The sequence below is a fragment of the Sphingomonas dokdonensis genome (assembly GCF_002197685.1).
GTDB lineage: Bacteria > Pseudomonadota > Alphaproteobacteria > Sphingomonadales > Sphingomonadaceae > Sphingomonas > Sphingomonas dokdonensis.
Genome location: NZ_NBBI01000007.1, coordinates 60958 through 79240, shown reverse-complemented (window position 1 = coordinate 79240; position 18283 = coordinate 60958). Strand labels below are relative to the sequence as shown.

Below are 18283 nucleotides of genomic sequence, written 5' to 3'. Positions count from 1 at the left end.
CGTAACGGGAGTATCATGTGCGCTACCATTGGGTGATTACCGCATCGGCCGCCGCTTTGCTGGCAGGCTGCAACGTCCAGACCGCATCGGGTGACAGCAACACGGTGAGTGCCGCCGAGGCGCAGAACGCGCGCTGGAGCAATACGACAAAGGATCAACTGCGCAAGGCGATCGACGGCCGCGCCGCGCACGGCCTCGACGGCAAGGACTTTGCGGTCAGCGGCGATGGCGACCAGGCGATGACTGAGGCGGCGCTCGCCTATGCCGGCGCGTTGGCGCAGGGCGCGACCGACCCGACCAAGCTCTATGACGTGTACACGCTGAAGCGGCCCGAGGTGGACCTGAAGGCCGGGCTGCAACAGGCGCTGGCCAAGAACGACGTGGCCGGCTGGCTCAACAGCCTTGCGCCGCAGGACGATCACTACAAGCGGCTGTCGCAAGCCTATGTCGCGCTGCGCAAGGAGATGGCCCAGGGCAAGGCGCAGACCCAGCCAGTGGTGTCGGACAAGGGCGAGGCGATCAAGCCGAACAGCACCGATCCGCGCATGCCGCAGATCGCGCGTCAGCTCGTCGTGCTCGACTATCTCGATCCCAAGGCCGCGGCGGGCGACCGCTACACCCCGCAGATGGCGGCTGCGGTGAAGAAGATGCAGTCCGATTACGGCATGGAGGCCGATGGCGTGATCGGCGCGGAGGCGCTCGCGATCCTCAACCAGTCCGACGACGTGCGCGCCCGCGCGATCGCGGTGAACATGGAGCGTCTGCGCTGGCTTGATCGCAACCCCGCCGCGACGCGCATCGACGTGAACATCGCCGCGGCGCGGCTCAACTATTTCCGCGACGGCACGCTCGCCAACAGCCGCCGCGTGGTGGTGGGCGAGCCCGACCACGAGACGCCGCAGCTCGCCTCGCCGATGTTCCGCCTTGTCGCCAACCCGACCTGGACGGTGCCGCGCTCGATCCAGAAGAACGAGATCGCCGGCAAGGGTGCGGGCTATCTCAAGGCCAATAACATGCAATGGGAAGACGGCTGGATCGTGCAGCAGCCGGGGCCGAAGAACTCGCTCGGTCTCGTCAAGTTCGACATGCAGAACGAACACGCCATCTACCTGCACGATACGCCGGCCAAGGCGCTGTTCGGCATGACGCAGCGCGCGCGCAGCCACGGCTGCGTCCGCGTGGAGGACGCGCTCGGCTTTGCCAAGATGCTGGCCGAGCAGGAAGGCGTGATCGACGAATGGAACAAGGCGCGCGCAACCGGCGAGCAGACGTTCGTGAAGCTGCCGCGCGAGATCCCGGTCCGGCTGCTGTACCAGACGGTGCTGTTCGACGAGGCGGGCGACCCGATCGTGCGCAACGATCCTTATGGCTGGAACGACCGCGTGTCCGAGGCACTCGGCTTCAAGGGACCAGCCTCCATGCGCGTGAAGACCGGCGCGGCGGACGTCGGCCCGTAATCGGTGACGTCCCGGGCGACCGGCTGACCCGCGCGGATCCGATCGCCTGCCGCCTGGCATGATCGGATCCGCGCCGGCGGCGCATCGGCGCTATTGCCGCGCGGGGCCAGCCACGCCACACCATTGTCATGGACTTCATGAAGTGGCTGAACTCGCTGGGCGAGCTGCTCTACGAAGTGATGAGCTGGCTCGTTTCCTATCCGATCACCTTGTGGCGAGTGATCACCAATCCGCTTGCGATGATGACCTATGCGGACAGCGAGCTGCGCGACACGCAGGACGAGCAATTCTCCGACACGCTCAACCCGCCGCTGTTCCTTGTTCTGTCGCTGCTGCTGACCCGCGCGGCGGATGAGGCGATCGGGGGCGGCACAAATCCCATCGTGGCCAAGCAGACCGGGCTGGCCTCGCTCATTACCGACGACACCAGCTTCCTCGTGCTGCGCCTGCTGCTGTTTTCGATGTTTCCGCTGATGATGGCCACGCGCTTTCTGCGGGCGCAGCGCGTTCCCGTGACGCGCCAGCGGCTCAAGGCGCCGTTCTACGGCCAATGCTATGCCTGCGCGCCATTTGCCCTGTTTCTTGGGCTGGCGACGAGCCTGGGACATGCGGCCATTCCCGGTGGCCACACGATCGGTCCGGTGCTCGCGACGGTGGCGTTGCTGGGGTATCTTTCCGCCGTCACCATGTGGTTTGCCCATCACCTGAAGCAAAGTCTCTGGCGGGGCCTGCTGAATGCGGGTCGCGCCTTTGTGCAGGCGGCCGTGGCGTCGTTCGTTATTGCCGCCCTGTTCGTGCTGCGCTGATCGGCGCGCGGCGATTAACTACGCTTGCTTGACACGGATCACTGCTGCGGGCCTTGTCGGGCAACAACGGCTCAAAGGAAGTATGATGCGCTTTCTTGCAATTGGCGGTTTGATTTTCGCTGGCCTGATCGGGTCGACGCCCGCGGCGCATGCGCAATCGACCGGGCTGGACGATCTGGTCGGTGCGCGCGCTGGCCAGGCCGAGGGCGAGCTGCAACGGCGCGGCTATCGCCTGTCGAGCTCGTCCAAGGGCGACGACCGCTCCTACACCAATTGGTGGAGCGCGGACCGGCGGCAATGCGTGACGATCGCCACCATGGACGGCCGGTATGCCGCGATCATCCCGACCACGCCGCCCGATTGCCGACAAAGCGCCGCACAGCCAGCGTCACGGCCCGAGCCGTACCGTTCGAGCGCGGGCTATGGCCGCTCCGCCCCGCAAACCGGCACGCCCAGCTATGCGCAGGGCGACGACGCGGGTGCGGCCGGCGCCGGCGATCTCGGGCTGGTGTGTTTCGGCGACGGACAGCGCCCGACGGTCGCGAACAACGCCGGCTGGACGTGGAACGATCGCACCAACCGCTATGATTACGGCACCCGGTCCGAGCTGACGCAGGAGCATTTCGATGCGTCGCTGATGCTGCAACTGTGGGATGGCGGCGGTCGCATCCGCCTGCCCAAGAAGCTGATCCCGCCGATCCATTCGCGCGGCCAGGGCGATTGGTGGGATCTCGACGGCGTGGCGACGACGCCCGACACGATCCACGCGAACTATCGCCTGAACGGACTGAACAAGCCCAAGATCACCGTTGATCGGCGCAGCGGCCGGATCACCGTGGTCGGGCTGGGCGACTACGCGTTTCGCGGCACCTGCGACGTGGCCGGCGGGCCACGTCGTTTCTGATCTGCGCTAGTCCGCCGGCGCATCGAGCAGCTTGTCGATGGTGATCGGCAGGCTGCGCACGCGTTTGCCGGTGGCGTGGTAGATCGCGTTGGCGACCGCGGCGGCGGTGCCGACGATGCCGATCTCGCCCAGCCCCTTGACGCCAAGCGGCGTTACCTCGGGATCGGGCTCGTCGACGAAGATCACGTCGATGTCGTGGATGTCGGCGTGCGCGGGGACGTGATATTCGGCGAAATTGTGGTTCATCCAGCGGCCGAGCGTCGTGTCGGCGAACGTTTCCTCGTGCAGCGCCATGCCGATGCCCATCACCACGCCGCCCAGAATCTGGCTGCGCGCGGTCTTGGGGTTGATGATGCGGCCCGCCGCCACAGCGTTGACCACGCGGGTGACGCGCACCTGGTTCAGCTCCTCGTCCACCCGCACCTCGCAGAAGACCGCGCTGTGCGTGTTGCGCGACTTGCGTGCCATGGAGATCATGTCGCCGATGCCCGGCCCGGCGGTTTCCTCCACCTCGATTTTGTCGAGCCCGGCCGCTGCCATCACGTCGGTCAGCGAGGCGCGCACGTCGGGATTGTCGCGGCGGATCATCGCGCCGTCGGCGAACTCCAGCCCCTCGATGCCGTTGACGCCGTGAAAGGGATCGCCGTCGAGCTTGCCCGCGGCGGACAACAGCTTCTTGGCGACCGACTGGCAGGCGAGCTGCACCGCCGCGCCGGTCGACGCCGCACCCCATGAGCCGCCTTCGACCGGCGCCTCGGGCAGGTCGCTGTCGCCCAAAGTGGCGGTGATCCGGTCGGGTGACAGGCCCAATGTGTCGGCGGCGACCTGCACCATCACCGTATAGGTGCCGGTGCCGATGTCGGAGCTGGCGGAGGCGACCTCCAGCTTCCCGTCGGCGGACAATGTCGCGCGCGCGGCCGTCTTGCTGAACATCGCGTCCCACATGCCGGTGGCCATGCCGTAGCCGACCAGCTCGCGCCCTTCCTTCATCGATCGCGGCGCGGCCGAGCGCTTGTCCCAGCCGAACCGGGCCGCACCCTCCTGATACGCCTCGCGCAAAGCCTTGGAGGTGTAGGGCGTGCCGTTCATGGCATCGACCTCCGAATAATTGCGCAGACGGAAATCGAGCGGATCGACGCCGGCGGCATAGGCCATTTCGTCCATCGCGATCTCGAACAAGGTCATGCCCGTCGCCGCGCCGGGCGCGCGCATGTCGGCTGAGGTATAGGTATCACGCGGCGCGATGGCATACTCGCCGCTCGCATTGGGGCAGTCATAGGCCATCATGCCCCAGATGACGATGTCCTCCATGTTGTTCTCGAACCGCGAGGTGGAGGTGGTGGCATCGTGCATCATCGCACTGAGCTTGCCGTCGGGCTCGGCGCCGAGGCGCACCGAATAGGTGCATTCGGGGCGATGCGCGTGGGTGAACATCTGCTGGCGCGTCATCACCACGCGCACGGACTGCTCCAGATGGATCGCGCCCATCACGGCGAGCTGCACCTGCCATTGCGGCCGCAGCCCCGAGCCGAAGCCGCCGCCGACGAAAGCGTTGACGACGCGCACGTTCTTCTTGCCGAGGCCGAACGCGCTGGCGAGATACGCCTGCGGTCCCTGCGAGCCCTGCACCTTGTCATAGACGGTGATCTTGCCGTCGCCGTGCCATTCCACGGTGGAGGCGTGCATCTCCATCGGATTGTGATGCTCGGGCGCGAGGTGATAATCGGCCGCGACCTTCACCGGCGCGTCATCGTACGCCTGCTGCGCATGCCCACGGTTCTTGGGCGGATGGTAATTGTTGCGCCGCTTCAGGTGCGACGGCATGAATTTCTCGTCCAGCGATGCCGCAAAGTCGATGTTGTGCGGCTCTTCCTCATAGCGGATGTCGATGAGGCTGGCGGCGAATCGCGCCGCCTCGAACGTGTCGGCCACCACCAGCGCGACCGGCTGGCCGGCGAACATCACCGTCTCGTCGTGGAACGCCTTGAATGGTTCGCCCGGGATCGACAGCTCGTCCTTCCAGTTGCGGTCGAGCCACGCCTGCTTGGGGCGGTTCAGATGGCTGATGACGTCCACCACGCCGGGCACGGCGCGCGCATCCGCCTCGTCGATCGACAGGATCTTGCCCTTGGCGATCTTCGCGCAGACGGCGACGCCGTAGAGCAGGTCGTCGACCTTGTATTCCGCGGCATATTTCGCGCGGCCGGTCACCTTGTCCGCGCCATCCACGCGCGAGAGCGCCGAGCCGATGCCGATTTTGGTTGCGGTGTTCATGGGCTGCTCCTCAGGCGATGCGCTTGTCGGTTTGCGATTGCGGTGTGCCGGCCGCGGCCTGCGCCAGCGCGCGCACGATCGCGCGGCGGGCAAGGCCGATCTTGAAGTCGTTCTCGCCCTGGCCGACCGCGCCCTTCAGCAGCGCCTCGGCAACCGCGCGGAATGCGTCCTCGCCGGGCCGTTCGCCGCGCAGCAACTGCTCCGCCTCGGGGACGCGCCACGGCTTGTGCGCGACGCCGCCGAGCGCCACGCGCGCCTCGGCGATCTCGCCATCCTCCAGCTTCATCGCGACCGCTACCGAGACCAGCGCAAAGGCATAGGACAGCCGGTCGCGCAGCTTCAGATAGGTGCAGTTGCTGGCGAAGCCCTCGGCCGGCAGGTCGATCGCGGTGACCAGCTCGCCGGGGCGGAGCGTGTTGTCACGCCACGGCTCGTCGCCGGGCAGCCGGTGATAATCGGCGAAGGGAATGGTGCGGTCGCCGTCGGGCCCGGACACCTGCACCTCTGCCTCCAGCGCAGCGAGCGCGACGCACATGTCCGACGGGTGGGTCGCGATACACTGATCGCTCGCACCCAGGATTGCGTGGATCCGGTTCACCCCGCCGATCGCGCCGCAGCCCTCGCCGGGGTTGCGCTTGTTGCACGGCGTGTCGGTGTCGTAGAAGTAATAGCAGCGCGTGCGCTGGTTGAGGTTGCCGCCGTTGGTTGCCGCATTGCGCAGCTGCGGCGAGGCGCCGGCGAGGATCGCGGAGGCAAGCAGCGGATAACGCGCCTGCACTTCCTCATGGTACGCCGTGTCGGCATTGCTGGCGAGCGCACCGAGCCGCAGCCCGCCGTTCTCGCGCGCCTCGATCGCCTTCAGCGGGAGACGATTGATGTCGACCACCTGGAGCGGCCGCGCGACATTCTCCTTCATCAGGTCGACGAGGTTGGTGCCGCCGGCGAGATAGGCGGCATGCTCGCCGCGCCCGGCGGCGACGGCCTCGGCGGTGGCGTCGGGTCGCTGATAGTCGAAGCGGATCATGCCTTTTTCTCCGTGCCCAGCACCTCGAGCACCGCATCGGCGATGTTGGGATAAGCGCCGCAGCGGCACAGATTGCCGCTCATCTGCTCGCGCACCTCGTCGCGCGTCTTGGCATGGCCCTCGTTGATCAGCCCCTGCGCCGAACAGATCTGCCCGGGCGTGCAATAGCCGCACTGGAACGCGTCATGCTCCACGAACGCGGCTTGCAGCGGGTGGAGGTTGTCCGGCTGACCCAGTCCCTCGATCGTCGTCACCTCGCAGCCGTCGAGCGTGACGGCGAGCTTCAGGCAGCTGTTCATCCGCTTGCCGTCGATCAGCACGGTGCACGCGCCACATTGGCCATGATCGCAGCCCTTCTTGGAGCCGGTGAGGTCCAGCTTGTCGCGCAGCAGGTCGAGCAGGCTGGTCCAGGGCGCGACCTCCAGCTGGCGCGGCTCGCCGTTGATCGTGAGCGTAAGCGGCAGCGTGGCGATCGGGTCGGCGGCGACCCGCTGCCCCGCGGCACGATCCAGCGTGACGGCTTCGTTCATGGGCGCGGCTCCTTGCGTCAGCGATGGGCTCCCGCCGGAGCGGGAATGGTTGCCTTGCCGAACGGGCGAAGCGGCGAAAGGCTGCGTGGCGTTTCCGTGGCTTGGCGGTTTCCAAATCGCGCGGGCCGGTTGCCGCACTAGCCGTTATCCCCAGCTTGCCCACGCCTTGCGCATGGCTTTTCCACAGGTTGTCCACAGGGGCCCTAGCATTCGAACCGTGATGCGCTCCCCGGCGCAGCGGACCCGCACCCCGCTGCCGAAGTCATGCCGCCTCTAGACCGGCGAGGGCCGGCAGAGATTGGCGCGCAAGAAAAACGGCTTGATCTGGATGAGAGACAATTGGTTGCGTTCGCGCGCAACTTATCTTGGTGGAAGGATCGTGATGACCAACGAAGACCACCAATCCTATTATCGCCACCGCGCGGTGCAGGAGCGTCAGCGCGCCGCAACGTCAGAGGATAATGCCGTTGCCATGGTCCACCTCGACTTGGCGAATGCCTATGAAAAGCGGGCGAATGACGCGGGGCAGGTAAGGCAGTCCGCTCGAACATCGCGCCAGGCAATCTGATCGATCATGTTGCGAAGCCCGATCGCTCAGTGGAAGCGGTCGCGGTAGCTTTGCAGCGCGACGCCGCCCCAATCGGCGGTGTTGCACATGCGGGCGACCGACGCGGGATCCCAGTGTCGCATGAAATGCGCGACCTTCTCCGCCGCCATCGGCCGGCTGAACAGATACCCCTGCCCGCTGTCGCAGCCCTTGACGATGAGGTGCGCCGCCTGGGTAGCGGTTTCGACCCCCTCCGCCACCGTGGCGATGCCGAGGCTGCGCGCCAGCTCGATTACCGCGCCGACAATCGCGGAATCGTCGCTGTCCACCAGCGACAAGCGCGACACGAAGGAGCGGTCGATCTTCAGCGCATCGACCGGAAACTGCTTGAGGTGGGTTAGCGAAGCATAGCCGGTGCCGAAATCGTCGAGCGCGATGGTGATTCCCGCGTCCGACAACGCCTTCAGCGCGACGCTGACCTGCTCGGCCAGCTGGCCGACGAACACCGTTTCGGTGATTTCCAGTTCCAGCATGGTGGGCGGCAGGCCGGCGCGTGCCAGCCGCTCCAGGATGCGATCGGCCATGTCGCCGCGGCGAAAATCCTCGGGCGAGCCGTTCACCGCGATGCGACCGAAGGCGAGGCCGCGGTCGGCCCAGCGCGCCATGTCGGTCACGGTGCGCTCCAGCATGCGGTCGGTGAGCTGGACGGAAGTGGCGGGATCCTCGAACGCGGCGCTGATCGAGCCCGGCGTGCGCAGCCCATGCTGCGGGTGATGCCAGCGCAACAGCGCCTCGAAGCCGAGCACCGCGCCGGTGCGCAGGCAGATCTTGGGCTGGTAGAAGGGCACGATCCAATCGGCCTGCAATCCGGCGCGCGCATCGGCAAGCATGTGCATTTCGCGCTCGGCGGCATCGCGCATGTCGCGACGGAATGCGCGCAGGCCGCCGCGCGCCTCGCGCTTGGCGGCATAGAGCGCAAGGTCGGCGCTCTTGTGGATCTCGTCCGGGCTGTTGCCGTCCTGAAAGGCGGCGGCGAACCCGGCGCTCAGGCTGACGTCGATGTGACGCCCGGCATGCGTCATCGGGCGGGACACCTGCGCCAGTAGGTCGGCGATCTGTGCCGTGCCCATGCCGCTGTCGGTCAGGCTGGGGATGATGATGGCGAATTCGTCGCCCGCCAGCCGCGCGGCGGTGGCGCCGACCGGTGCGACGCGCTGCAGCCGCTTGGCGACTTCGCACAGCACCGCGTCGCCTGCGTCGTGGCCCATGCTGTCGTTGATGGTCTTGAAGCGATCGACGTCGAACACGATCAGCCCGACGGTGCCGTCGGTGCGCCGCGCCTCGCCAAGCGCGGCATCCAGCCGCTCGGTAAACAGCAGGCGATTGGGCAGGCCGGTGAGCGAATCATGGTGCGCCGCCTGGCGCAGTTCGTCCTCATACCGCTTTTGCGCGGTGATATCCTGCAACGAGCCGACCAGCCGGGTAGCGCGGCCGTCCGCACCGCGTACCACGAAGCCACGCCCGTACATGGTGCGATAATCGCCCCAGCCGGACAGGACGCGGAACTCCTCCGACCAGGTGGTGAAGGTGGGATCCTTGAGGTTGCGGGGCGTAATACCGAGACGGGGCAGATCGTCGGGGTGGATGCGCTCGATCCACCATTGCCGGCTCGTGCCGCCCTCCGCCTCGGGATAACCCAGGGTGGCGCCGACTGCGCTGTTCCAGCCGATCCGGTCGCCATCGAGCGGCACGTCCCAGATCACGTCACTGGTGGCCTGCGCGGCGAGCCGGTAGCGTTCCTCGCTGTCGCGCAGGGCGGCGAGGAGGCCGGTCATCTCCGAACGCGCCTCCATCGCGCTGGCGACCGCCTCGTGCCCGGAGCTCATCGCGCGATACACCACCACCGCCACCATGATGAAGGTGATCGCGATGCCGGTGAAATAGGCATCGCCCGACAATAGCAGCCGCGCGGTGATCGGCATCGCGCCGAACACCAGCACCGCGAGCCCCGCCGCGGGCAGCGCCTGAAGGCAATAGCAGCAGGAGATCGCGCCCACGAAAACGAATAGCGCGATCGCGGTCTCGCGCTCCGGCGGGGCGACGCCGAGCAGCACAAAGCCCCAGATGCCGAAGGCGGTGCTGAGCACGACGGAGGCCACGACCGCCCCCTTGAGGAAGCGCCGAATGCGCGCCGGCTGCGGATCATAAGCACTGCGGGTCAGCCACAAGATCGAACGCCCGACCAGCGCGACGGACAAGGCGGCAGGCATCGCCACGCTGTAAAACCGCGGCACATCGCGATGCGTCGCAAGTGCCAGCGCCGACGCGTTGATGAGCATCATCACGTACATTAGCGGCACTTGGGTGCGCAGCCGGACGAATTGCTGCCGTAGCAGCGCATCGGAACTGTCCGCTATCTGCCTGAAAGGACGAACAAACATGTCGGGCTAACTCACCGGCGTGAACGTCCGTCACTACGACCGATGTGTTAACAAGCTATTCCGCCGGCCGGGTGGCGATTACCCGGCCGGCGGGTCACTTCTTATTTACCGGTCCAGTTCGGCTTGCGCTTTTCGGCAAAGGCGGCGGCGCCTTCGCGCGCGTCGGCGCTGGTGAAGACGGGGCCCATCAGCGCACCCTGCTTTGCCCAGCGCTGATCGATCGGCCAGGTGCGGTATTCGCTGATGATCTGTTTCGACACCTGCACCGCGAGCGGGCCGTTGGCGCTGATCGTAGCAGCAAGCGCAAGCGCGCCATCGAGCGCGTCGCCATCGGCAATGCGGTTGATGAGGCCGAGCTGATAGGCGCGCTCGGCATCGATGAAGTCGCCGGTGACGGCCAGCTCGAGCGCGATCCGCTGCGGGATCTGTTCGGGCAGGCGGATCAGGCCGCCGGCACCTGCGACGAGGCCGCGCTTCGCCTCGGGAATGCCGAACTTCGCGCCCTTGCTCGCCACCACCATGTCGCAGGCGATCATCAGCTCCAGCCCGCCGGCGAGCGCATAGCCGTCGACCGCAGCGATCAGCGGCTTCTTGGGCGGGCTTTCGGTGATACCGCCGAAGCCGCGACCGGGAACCGAAGGTGTCTCGCCGCGCAGAAAGCCCTTCAAGTCCATGCCCGAGCAGAAGGTGCCGCCCGCGCCGGTGATGATCGCGACGCGCAGCCCGTCCTCGCCGTCCAGCCGGTCCATCGCCGCGGCGATCCCCTCGGCCGCGGCCTTGGTCATCGCGTTCTTCGCCTCGGGGCGGTTGATCGTGACGATCAGGATGCCATCCTGATCGCGCACCAGCACTTCGTCGGTCATGGTCCTTCTCCCTCGTTTTTTCGGTAGCCGGCGATTCCGCCGTGCCCCGCTGGCATGCGGCTTTTTCAGCCCGCGTCAATCGACCAAGCTGGCAGGTCGGCCCGCGAAATGCGGCGGAACTGGCGGTCTGGTCGTGCCGTTGATCGGGGAGGCGCCACAACGGCGCACGGCAAGGGAATGCATTTTGATGCCCAAGACACTGATAGCATTGCTCGGTTCGGCAGCGTTGGTGGTCGGCTGCAACAATGCCGAGGAACGCGCGGAGGATCAGCGCGAGGCGGCGGCGGAAGCGAGCGCCACCGCGGCGGGCAAGACGATCGCGGCGCTAGGCATGACGGAGGCGCAGCTGCTCGACGCGGACCTGCTCGACCTGTCGAACCGCGAGATTGGCGAGGTGGAAGGCGTGGTACGCGGCGGGCCGAACAACGCGGTCGATCACCTGCTGGTCGAGCTGGAGGGCAGCAATCCCGAGCGGATCGTGCAGGTGCCGATCGCCGATCTCGCCGCGGTGGAGCGTGGCACCGATATGGACGTGAGCACGACGCTGACGCCTGCGCAGCTCGCCGCCCTGCCCGATGCGCCGCCGGCGGTGCGCTGATGACGATCGATCGTCGCCATTTCGGCGTGACCAGTGCCACAAGCGGCGGCAGTCTGCTATTCGATCCACCAAAGGAGTTTCTGCCATGAAGATCGCCTTCGCCATCGCAGCCCTTGGCCTCACGGCGCCGGCACTAGCCGCCGCGCAATCGATGAACGGGCCGAATTATTCGACCTATGAACCCGGCTTTCGCGCCAATGCGATGATCCCGCCGCGCGACACGCCCACCATGCGGCGCGACAAGCTGAAGCGCGCGCAGGCGCTGCGTGCCGAAGTGGACGCGATGATGGCGGAGAACGGCGGCAGTCTGAGCGACAAGCAGCAGGCCTATGTGCGGCGCGAGGCGAACGATATCCTGAACATCCGCGATCGCCGGCGACTGAGCGCGCCGCAGTAAGGCGCGGCCGTCTACCACACCTGAGCATGGCGTCGTCGGGGCGGTCGCAGCTTGTCGGTGCCATGTGTCTGCCGGGAAGCCGTCCCATCCGGAACGCAGCCGCGTGGGATCCATTACCCTGTGCATGACAAGTAACGAACTCACGGTGCTGGCCGCCGGCATCGGGCTGATCTTCGCATATGGCGTGATTCATCTTGCGGGGCTGGAGCTGATCCGCCGGGCCAAGCCGCAGCAGGACCGGCATCGCTACCTGGGACTGCTGACGACCTTCTGGGGGCTGGTAATCCTGCACCTCCTTGAGATCGCGCTCGCGGCGGGGGTGCTCGCGCTGCTGCTGGGCCAGGCGGGTAACGGCGTGCTGCTGCAGGCTTCGGCCGAGACGACGGCGGATTACCTGTATTTCGCCGGCGTTTCCTTTGCGACGCTGGGATACACGCAGATCGAGGCGCATGGCCCGATCCGGCTGTTCGTGATGGCGCTGTCGCTCGGCGGCTTCATGCTCATCACCTGGTCGGCGACGTTCATCTACACCATCTGGGGTGAGAGCTTCCGCGAGTGAGGCGCGCGGGCAAAACGGACGGGCATGCAAAAAGGGGCGGGAGACCGGCCCCCGCCCCTTCTCAAAACTGCCATGACGAACCGGCGCGATTACTTCTCGCCGTTGTCCTTCACGCCAACCACGGGAACTTCAACCTCGGTCTTCTTGGTGCCGACGACCACCGCCTTGCTGTCGAGATCGACGGCAGGCATCTCGCCACCCTTGGCGCTGACATCCACGTCCGGCAGCGAACCTTCCTTGACGTCCGCGCTCCAGAAGCCGGTCGCGAACAGAACCACCGCGATCAGCGCCAGAATGCCGACCACGATCGCGATCATGCGTCCCGCGCCGCTGCGACGTTCAACCACGTGTCCGTCGGGTGCCCGATACTCTGCCATGTTACTCTCCCTCTGTACCCTGTTTCCAGCGTGTCAAACTGTTGCCCCGACGTTTTGGTTCCGAAACGGAACTTGCTGAGGCTGGCTGGCACTGATTGCGGCAGGCGACACGCCGCTGGTTTTCATGCGGCGGGCTGGAAGGCAGGCCGCTTGCTCACCCGATCGAACCAGGCGGCGACATGCGTATTCTTGGGATCGAACGGCTGACCGACAGCGCGGCCGAAGTCCAGAAAGGCGAACAGCATGATGTCGGCGAGCGTGAAGCGGTCGCCGGCGATATACTGGCGCCCGGCGATCTGCGCGTCGAACCAGGCGATCCCGTCCTGCGCCACCGCCTTCAGCCCGGCCGCCGCTTCGGGCAGGCAGCGCATACGCTGTTCGAACATCGGCAAACCCTCCGCGCCGCGAAACCCGGCGGTGAGCGGCTCGCATACCTTGAGGTCCGCGCGGCGTACCCACATGCGCGTTTCGGCGCGCTCCTCCGCGGTGGTGCCGATCAGCGGCGGGGTGGGGTGCCGCTCCTCGAGATACTCGCAGATGGCGGTGATTTCGGTGAGGATGCTGCCGTTGTCCAGTTCCAGCGCGGGGGTCTGCCCGGCGGGGTTCACCGCCTCGTTGTACGGCGCCCGCCGGTTTTCGCCGCCGCGAATGTCGACGGTGACGTGCGGGAGCGTGATGCCCTTTTCCGCCAGGAACAGCGTCACGACCCGCGGGTTCGGACCGACCGAGTTGAAGAGCCTCATTGTTGCATCCTCTCTACTTTGTTTGGCGGAGTAGCGGTTTGTCGCTGACCCGGTTCATGGGCAACGATGCTGTTGTCGGCCTTGAACCGGGGTGAAGGTCAGCCAGGTCAAGGTCCCAAGTCAAACCGGGCGACGATCGTAGCAGGTCAGTTCGCGGCAGCGGGGGTGGCTGATCCTTCCTCGGTCAAGTCCAGCGTCTCGAAGCCGTTCATCACCTTGCGTCGGGCTATATTGCTGCATTCCGGCGTCACGTAAGCCGACTTCTGCGTCAGTCGCTCGATCTTGTAGAAACCGGGGCTGTCCGGCTCGCCCGCGGTTGGCGAATATTGCCGCCCGGCGATCTGCTTCAGGATCACGTCGGTCCAATCCGCACCCCGGGAGTTGCGAAGAATCTCGGCGTCCGCCGTGGTGCCGTCGGGCCTGATCCAGAAGCCGACATCGGCCCATCGCACGGCATCAACCCCCATCGTGCGGCAGCCGTAGTGCCCATTCCCCAGCCCCTCGGCATTCCCCAACGCGGCGGCGCGGCTGGCCGTCACGGGCGTGATCGCGTCATAGCGTGGCGACTTGATCAGGATCGGCGTGTCGCCCTGGCGGGTCGGCAGCGCGCGGATCAGCCTGGCCAGCTCCTTGCCGTCCGCATCGCGCGCCGAGACGCGGAGGCGAATGATCTGCAGGGCGGTGCGATACCGCGGGCTCTGCGCGATCGGCCGCTGCTCGAGTTCGTCGAGAAGCGCGATCGCCTCCGCGCCGCGATCCTGCACGTTCATGACCATCACGCGCCGTAGCCCGGCGAGCATCGCAACGGCGGGCTGCCCGTCGCGCAGCGCCTCACGCTCGGTCAGTTCAAATGCACGGATCGCCTCGCGCGGATCGTTGACCTTCAGCCACATGTCACCGATCGCCGTTGCGGCGGTCTGCACCGCAGGGTCGTCCGGCGGCAGATTGTCGCGCAATGTGCGGACCTGCGCGTAGACGCCCTTCTGGTAATCGTCCCAATTGCCCTCGTGCAGTGAGACGGTAGCATAAGCCTCGTACAAGGCGGCAACGGGTTTCGGATCGGTGGCGGCCTTGGCGCGATTGCGGCGGATGGCGCGCCCGAGCAAATTCTTGGCCTGGAGATATTTGCCGGTGCGAAAGCGTGCCTCGGCTAGCGCGATGCTTGCCTGCGCATCGCGCAGCGGCGTGCATTCGCCGCGCACGCAGGCGTCGTGCGCCTCCTCCAGCCGCTTGCCGGTGACGATGATGTCGGTGCTGCTCGCTTGCAGCATAAGGAAAAGCATCAGCAACATGGCGTGCTCCCGTTTCAGGCCGCCAGCTTAGGCTCCGGTGACATGATGGCAAGGCTCCACGGCTGGCTGCTGGCATCCCTTGCCGGCAGCCGGCGCGCGGCGTAGCGTGGCGCATGGCCGCGCGATACGATGTGATCGGCAATGATTATGCCGCGCAGCGCCGGCCCGACCCGCGCATCGCGGCGGCTATTCACGATGCGCTGGGCGACGGCGACACGCTGCTGAACGTCGGTGCGGGCGCGGGCTCCTACGAGCCGGCGGATCGGCGGACGATCGCGGTGGAGCCGTCCACGGCCATGATTTGCCAACGACCGGATGGCGCCGCGCCGGTGGTGCAGGGGTGTGCCGAGCGGCTGCCCTTTGCCGACAACAGCTTCGACACGGCGATGGCGATACTGACGGTGCATCACTGGCCCGACCAGGCCGCCGGGCTGCGCGAAATGCGGCGGGTGACGCGCGGGCGCATCGTGCTGGTGACGTTCGACCCCGCGGCGCGGCCATGGCTGACCGATTACCTGCCCGAGCTGGCGGCGCTGGACGAGCGGCAGATGCCGGCCATGGCGAATTACGCGCGCTGGTTGAGCCCGCGGGGTCCGATGGAGGTGCGCCCGCTGCCGGTGCCGCACGATTGCACCGACGGCTTTCTCCATGCCTATTGGCGCCGCCCGGCCGCCTATCTCGACCCGCAGGTGCGATCGGGCAGCTCGTCCTTCTGGGTGATCGACGGGGTGGATGCCGGGCTGGCACGGCTGTCAGCAGATCTCGAAAGCGGCCGGTGGGCGCGGCGTTATCGCGCGCTGACCGACGCGGCCGACTATGACGCGGGCTATCGGCTGGTGATTGCCGACTGAGCCGAAACGCTTTGCGGCGCGTTATGTGCTGGCGGAACAGCACAACGAGGGGACAGGGATTGCCGACACGCAACGGGGTGGAGCGCTACAACAATGTCGCGGTGGCGCTGCACTGGATCATCGCGGCCTTGCTGCTGACGCAGATCTACATCGGCTGGACGTTCGAGGACATGGCGAGCGGCCCGGCCAAGGGCGAGTGGTTCACCTGGCACAAGACGCTGGGCGTGCTGATCCTGCTATTGAGCGTCGCGCGGCTGGCCTGGCGCCTGATGAACCCGCCGCCCCCGCTCCCGGCCGACCTGCCGCAGTGGGAGCGCACCGCGGCGCGGATCAACCATGCGCTGTTCTATGTGGTGATGCTGGGGCTGCCGCTGACCGGCTGGGCGGCGATCTCCACAGGGCGCTCGGCCGCGACGAGCAGCATGACGACGTTGCTCGCGGGTATTCCCTGGCCGTTGATCCCCGGCCTGTCGCCGGCGAGCCATGGCGCGTTCGAGTTCGGCCATGGCGCGCTGATCAAGCTGACCTACGTGCTGATCGTGCTGCATGTCGGCGCGGCGCTGAAGCACCAGTTCGTCGACAAGCGCCGCACCGCCAACCGGATGCCGCCGTTCAGCGTGAACGAGCGGTGATCGCGGCGCTGCTGCTCGCGCTGGTCGCGCCGGCGGCAAGCGCCGATGCCGTACCGTGCATCCCTGCGGCGACGGCGGAGATCGCATCGTCGGCGCTGGCAGACCACCGGGCGCTACGCGCGACGCTGAACGAACCGATGCCCGAGGCGGCGACCATGGTGATGCTGTTCGGGCACGGCGGGCATCTCAGCACGAGCGAATACAGCATCGTGCTGGCGCGCCGCGCCGATGGCCGATGGGACGGGACGGCGGTTGGCCGCAGCCAGATCTGGATCAAGGATGCGCCGTTCAACCCCATGAACCGGCGTGAATGGACGCTCGATCGGGAAGAAAGCGGCCTATTGGATGCGGCGATCGCGCGGCGCTGCCCGGCCAAGCCACCGATCACCGACAACACGCCCGGCGAGCCGCCGCCGCGCAGCTTCGTGTCGGAAAAGATCGACGTGATCCGGCCGGAGCAGCCGCCCCTCGCCTTTTACGTGTCGAGCGGCGACGGTAGCTTCGACGCGCTGCTGCGCCCGCCGGCTTACCGTTAAAGCCGCCGGCCCCACACCTCGATAAGGTTGCGGCGCTCGACGCGGATCGGGCGTGGGGTGTCGAGCAGCGGCGCGAGGCCGACTTCGTCAAGCCAGCCGCGCACGCTTGCCGCCGCGGCGGCATCGAGCGCGTCAAAGGCGTCGGTGACGCGCTGCCACAGGTAAAAGGTGTAGGGCTGAACGCCGCTCTTCACCGGCACGCCGCGAAAGTGCGTGTCGACCGATCCGATGACGCGGCGGTGCGCCTTGTCGGTGACGGGCGCGCCCTCCGCAGGATCGGTGGCGGCGACGTGGCGCGCCAGCATGGCGGCGGCGTCGGCCAGTTCGGGAAACAGCTCGTCGGCCATGTGACGGAACAAGGGCGCGAGCGTAGGTGCGAGGGCATCGTCGGGGAGGAACGCCGGTGCGCGGTCGCCATATTCGGGCATGTCGGCATCGGGCGCGTTCATCCGCTCCACCCAGCGGAAAACCTTGGGCGCGCGCCGCTTCATAATGTCGGCCGGCACCGGATCGCGCCCGAGATGCGCGAACAGCGGGCCGAGCAGGCCATAGTCGCCGAGCGACGGCTGGCCACCGAACAGGTACGGCTGCGCGGCGAAATGCCCCTCCAGCAAATCGAGCAGCGCGAGATACGATTGTTCGATCGCCGGCACGGTATCGGGCGTGACGCCGAGCATCGGCAGATAGGATGCCATGCGCGCCATCACCGCATCGGCATCGCCCGAGCCGCGCGCAAAGGCATCGTGGAGGAAGCGCGCCTGCTCGCCGGCATAGCTCCAGCGGTAGTGCATGGCGTGGCGGGTGAGCGCGACGGCGGCGTGCAGCTCGGCGATGTGCGCCAGGATGCGCTGACGCGGACCGGCGGGATAGGCGCTGACCCGCGCGCCGCGCCGCTCGAAATGGTCGAGGATGTCGACCGTGTCCTGCAGGATCGTGCCGTCGGCCAGCGCGACCACCGGGATGATGACGCGGCCCGTGGTGGGGACGATCACGTCACGGAAATGCGCGTCGGGCGCCCGCTCGACATAGGCGATACCCTGCTTGCGCAGGTAGGACCGCGTTTTGCCGGTGTAGAGCGAGTGCGGCGAACCGTAGAGAATGATCGGATCCATGCCGACGGGTTGTGCCGCCAGCCCAGCCGATCGGCAACCGTGATCTAGGACGGGCGAACCAGCTACCCGTCAGTCGGCGCGACGATGCAGGCGGGAGGCGAGGAGCAAACCCGCGCCGATCTGAAGGAAGCCATACAGGCGTCGGCGGGCGGGATGGCCGACAAAGGGCCTGACCAGACCGTCCACCGCACGCACGTCCGATCGCCATAGCGCGACATGGCGTTCCGGTTGCAGCAGCCCGAGCAAGCCGTCGCCGATCATGAACACCGCGGCCATTTCGGCGGATCGCTTGATCCCGAGCATGGCGGTTGATGGTTGGGCCATATGCTGTCTCCTGCAC

General features: G+C 67.0%; 20 protein-coding genes. 10 read left to right on the top strand and 10 right to left on the bottom strand.

Features of this window, described 5'->3' with window-relative positions; translation table 11 throughout:
- Positions 1–17 precede the first annotated feature (17 nt).
- The 3 genes from SPDO_RS14645 to SPDO_RS14635 all read left to right on the top strand — a co-directional run bounded on the left by SPDO_RS14645 (position 18) and on the right by SPDO_RS14635 (position 3167).
- Complete coding sequence (locus tag SPDO_RS14645) at positions 18–1457, top strand: L,D-transpeptidase family protein (RefSeq protein ID WP_169716273.1); 1440 nt, start codon at positions 18–20, stop codon at positions 1455–1457.
- Between the two features lie 128 nt (positions 1458–1585).
- Positions 1586–2263, top strand: coding sequence for a hypothetical protein (locus tag SPDO_RS14640; RefSeq protein ID WP_088368256.1), 678 nt, complete (start codon positions 1586–1588; stop codon positions 2261–2263).
- A gap of 82 nt (positions 2264–2345) precedes the next feature.
- Complete coding sequence (locus tag SPDO_RS14635) at positions 2346–3167, top strand: hypothetical protein (protein WP_245829537.1); 822 nt, start codon at positions 2346–2348, stop codon at positions 3165–3167.
- 6 nt (positions 3168–3173) lie between these two features.
- On the opposite strand, the gene SPDO_RS14630 is transcribed toward SPDO_RS14635, so the two are convergent.
- From SPDO_RS14630 to SPDO_RS14620, 3 genes are read right to left on the bottom strand one after another with little or no spacing between them, the layout of a single operon-like run.
- On the bottom strand, positions 3174–5441 hold the full coding sequence (locus SPDO_RS14630; RefSeq protein ID WP_088368255.1) for a xanthine dehydrogenase family protein molybdopterin-binding subunit: 2268 nt from the start codon (positions 5439–5441) through the stop codon (positions 3174–3176).
- Between the two features lie 10 nt (positions 5442–5451).
- Positions 5452–6465 (bottom strand): FAD binding domain-containing protein, encoded by a 1014-nt coding sequence (locus SPDO_RS14625; protein WP_088368254.1) that lies wholly within the window; start codon positions 6463–6465, stop codon positions 5452–5454.
- Positions 6462–6995, bottom strand: a complete 534-nt coding sequence (locus SPDO_RS14620; protein ID WP_088368253.1) for a (2Fe-2S)-binding protein — start codon at positions 6993–6995, stop codon at positions 6462–6464. The genes SPDO_RS14625 and SPDO_RS14620 overlap by 4 nt, the downstream gene beginning before the upstream one ends.
- A 382-nt stretch (positions 6996–7377) precedes the next feature.
- Between SPDO_RS14620 and SPDO_RS14615 the strand changes: the two genes are divergently transcribed.
- The gene (locus SPDO_RS14615; protein WP_088368252.1) at positions 7378–7563 is read left to right on the top strand and encodes a hypothetical protein; all 186 of its coding nucleotides are present in this window, start codon (positions 7378–7380) and stop codon (positions 7561–7563) included.
- Positions 7564–7589: 26 nt separating this feature from the next.
- Here SPDO_RS14615 and SPDO_RS14610 read toward each other — a convergent pair whose 3' ends face one another.
- Together SPDO_RS14610 and SPDO_RS14605 are read right to left on the bottom strand one after the other, a co-directional pair.
- Complete coding sequence (locus tag SPDO_RS14610) at positions 7590–9983, bottom strand: putative bifunctional diguanylate cyclase/phosphodiesterase (RefSeq protein WP_088368251.1); 2394 nt, start codon at positions 9981–9983, stop codon at positions 7590–7592.
- Positions 9984–10084: 101 nt separating this feature from the next.
- Entirely contained in the window at positions 10085–10846 is a 762-nt protein-coding gene (locus tag SPDO_RS14605; protein WP_088368250.1) for a crotonase/enoyl-CoA hydratase family protein, read from the bottom strand.
- A 187-nt stretch (positions 10847–11033) separates the two neighbouring features.
- On the opposite strand from SPDO_RS14605, the gene SPDO_RS14600 reads away from it, so the two are divergent.
- From SPDO_RS14600 to SPDO_RS14590, 3 genes are all read left to right on the top strand, one after another.
- Positions 11034–11444, top strand: coding sequence for a PRC-barrel domain containing protein (locus SPDO_RS14600; protein ID WP_143559662.1), 411 nt, complete (start codon positions 11034–11036; stop codon positions 11442–11444).
- Between the two features lie 85 nt (positions 11445–11529).
- Positions 11530–11841 (top strand): hypothetical protein, encoded by a 312-nt coding sequence (locus SPDO_RS14595; RefSeq protein ID WP_088368248.1) that lies wholly within the window; start codon positions 11530–11532, stop codon positions 11839–11841.
- Between the two features lie 124 nt (positions 11842–11965).
- On the top strand, positions 11966–12400 hold the full coding sequence (locus tag SPDO_RS14590) for an ion channel (RefSeq protein ID WP_088368247.1): 435 nt from the start codon (positions 11966–11968) through the stop codon (positions 12398–12400).
- 89 nt (positions 12401–12489) lie between these two features.
- On the opposite strand, the gene SPDO_RS14585 is transcribed toward SPDO_RS14590, so the two are convergent.
- The 3 genes from SPDO_RS14585 to SPDO_RS14575 form a co-directional block, all read right to left on the bottom strand.
- Positions 12490–12717, bottom strand: a complete 228-nt coding sequence (locus SPDO_RS14585; RefSeq protein WP_245829535.1) for a hypothetical protein — start codon at positions 12715–12717, stop codon at positions 12490–12492.
- 182 nt (positions 12718–12899) lie between these two features.
- Positions 12900–13520, bottom strand: coding sequence for a glutathione S-transferase family protein (locus SPDO_RS14580; RefSeq protein WP_088368245.1), 621 nt, complete (start codon positions 13518–13520; stop codon positions 12900–12902).
- A gap of 146 nt (positions 13521–13666) precedes the next feature.
- Positions 13667–14812: a tetratricopeptide repeat protein gene (locus SPDO_RS14575; RefSeq protein ID WP_245829533.1), complete on the bottom strand. Its 1146-nt coding sequence runs from the start codon at positions 14810–14812 to the stop codon at positions 13667–13669.
- 113 nt (positions 14813–14925) lie between these two features.
- Between SPDO_RS14575 and SPDO_RS14570 the strand changes: the two genes are divergently transcribed.
- From SPDO_RS14570 to SPDO_RS14560, 3 genes are read left to right on the top strand one after another with little or no spacing between them, the layout of a single operon-like run.
- A complete protein-coding gene (locus tag SPDO_RS14570) occupies positions 14926–15663 on the top strand; it encodes a class I SAM-dependent methyltransferase (RefSeq protein WP_088368244.1) in 738 nt (245 codons plus the stop codon).
- Between the two features lie 59 nt (positions 15664–15722).
- Positions 15723–16295, top strand: coding sequence for a cytochrome b (locus SPDO_RS14565; RefSeq protein WP_158212207.1), 573 nt, complete (start codon positions 15723–15725; stop codon positions 16293–16295).
- The gene (locus SPDO_RS14560; protein WP_088368242.1) at positions 16292–16831 is read left to right on the top strand and encodes a hypothetical protein; all 540 of its coding nucleotides are present in this window, start codon (positions 16292–16294) and stop codon (positions 16829–16831) included. The genes SPDO_RS14565 and SPDO_RS14560 overlap by 4 nt, the downstream gene beginning before the upstream one ends.
- Here SPDO_RS14560 and SPDO_RS14555 read toward each other — a convergent pair.
- Entirely contained in the window at positions 16828–17943 is a 1116-nt protein-coding gene (locus SPDO_RS14555) for a glutathione S-transferase family protein (RefSeq protein WP_088368241.1), read from the bottom strand. The genes SPDO_RS14560 and SPDO_RS14555 overlap by 4 nt on opposite strands.
- Before the next feature lie 69 nt (positions 17944–18012).
- Positions 18013–18267 carry a hypothetical protein gene (locus SPDO_RS14550; RefSeq protein WP_088368285.1) on the bottom strand — a complete coding sequence of 85 codons (255 nt, stop codon included), beginning with the start codon at positions 18265–18267 and terminating at the stop codon, positions 18013–18015.
- Positions 18268–18283 lie beyond the last annotated feature (16 nt).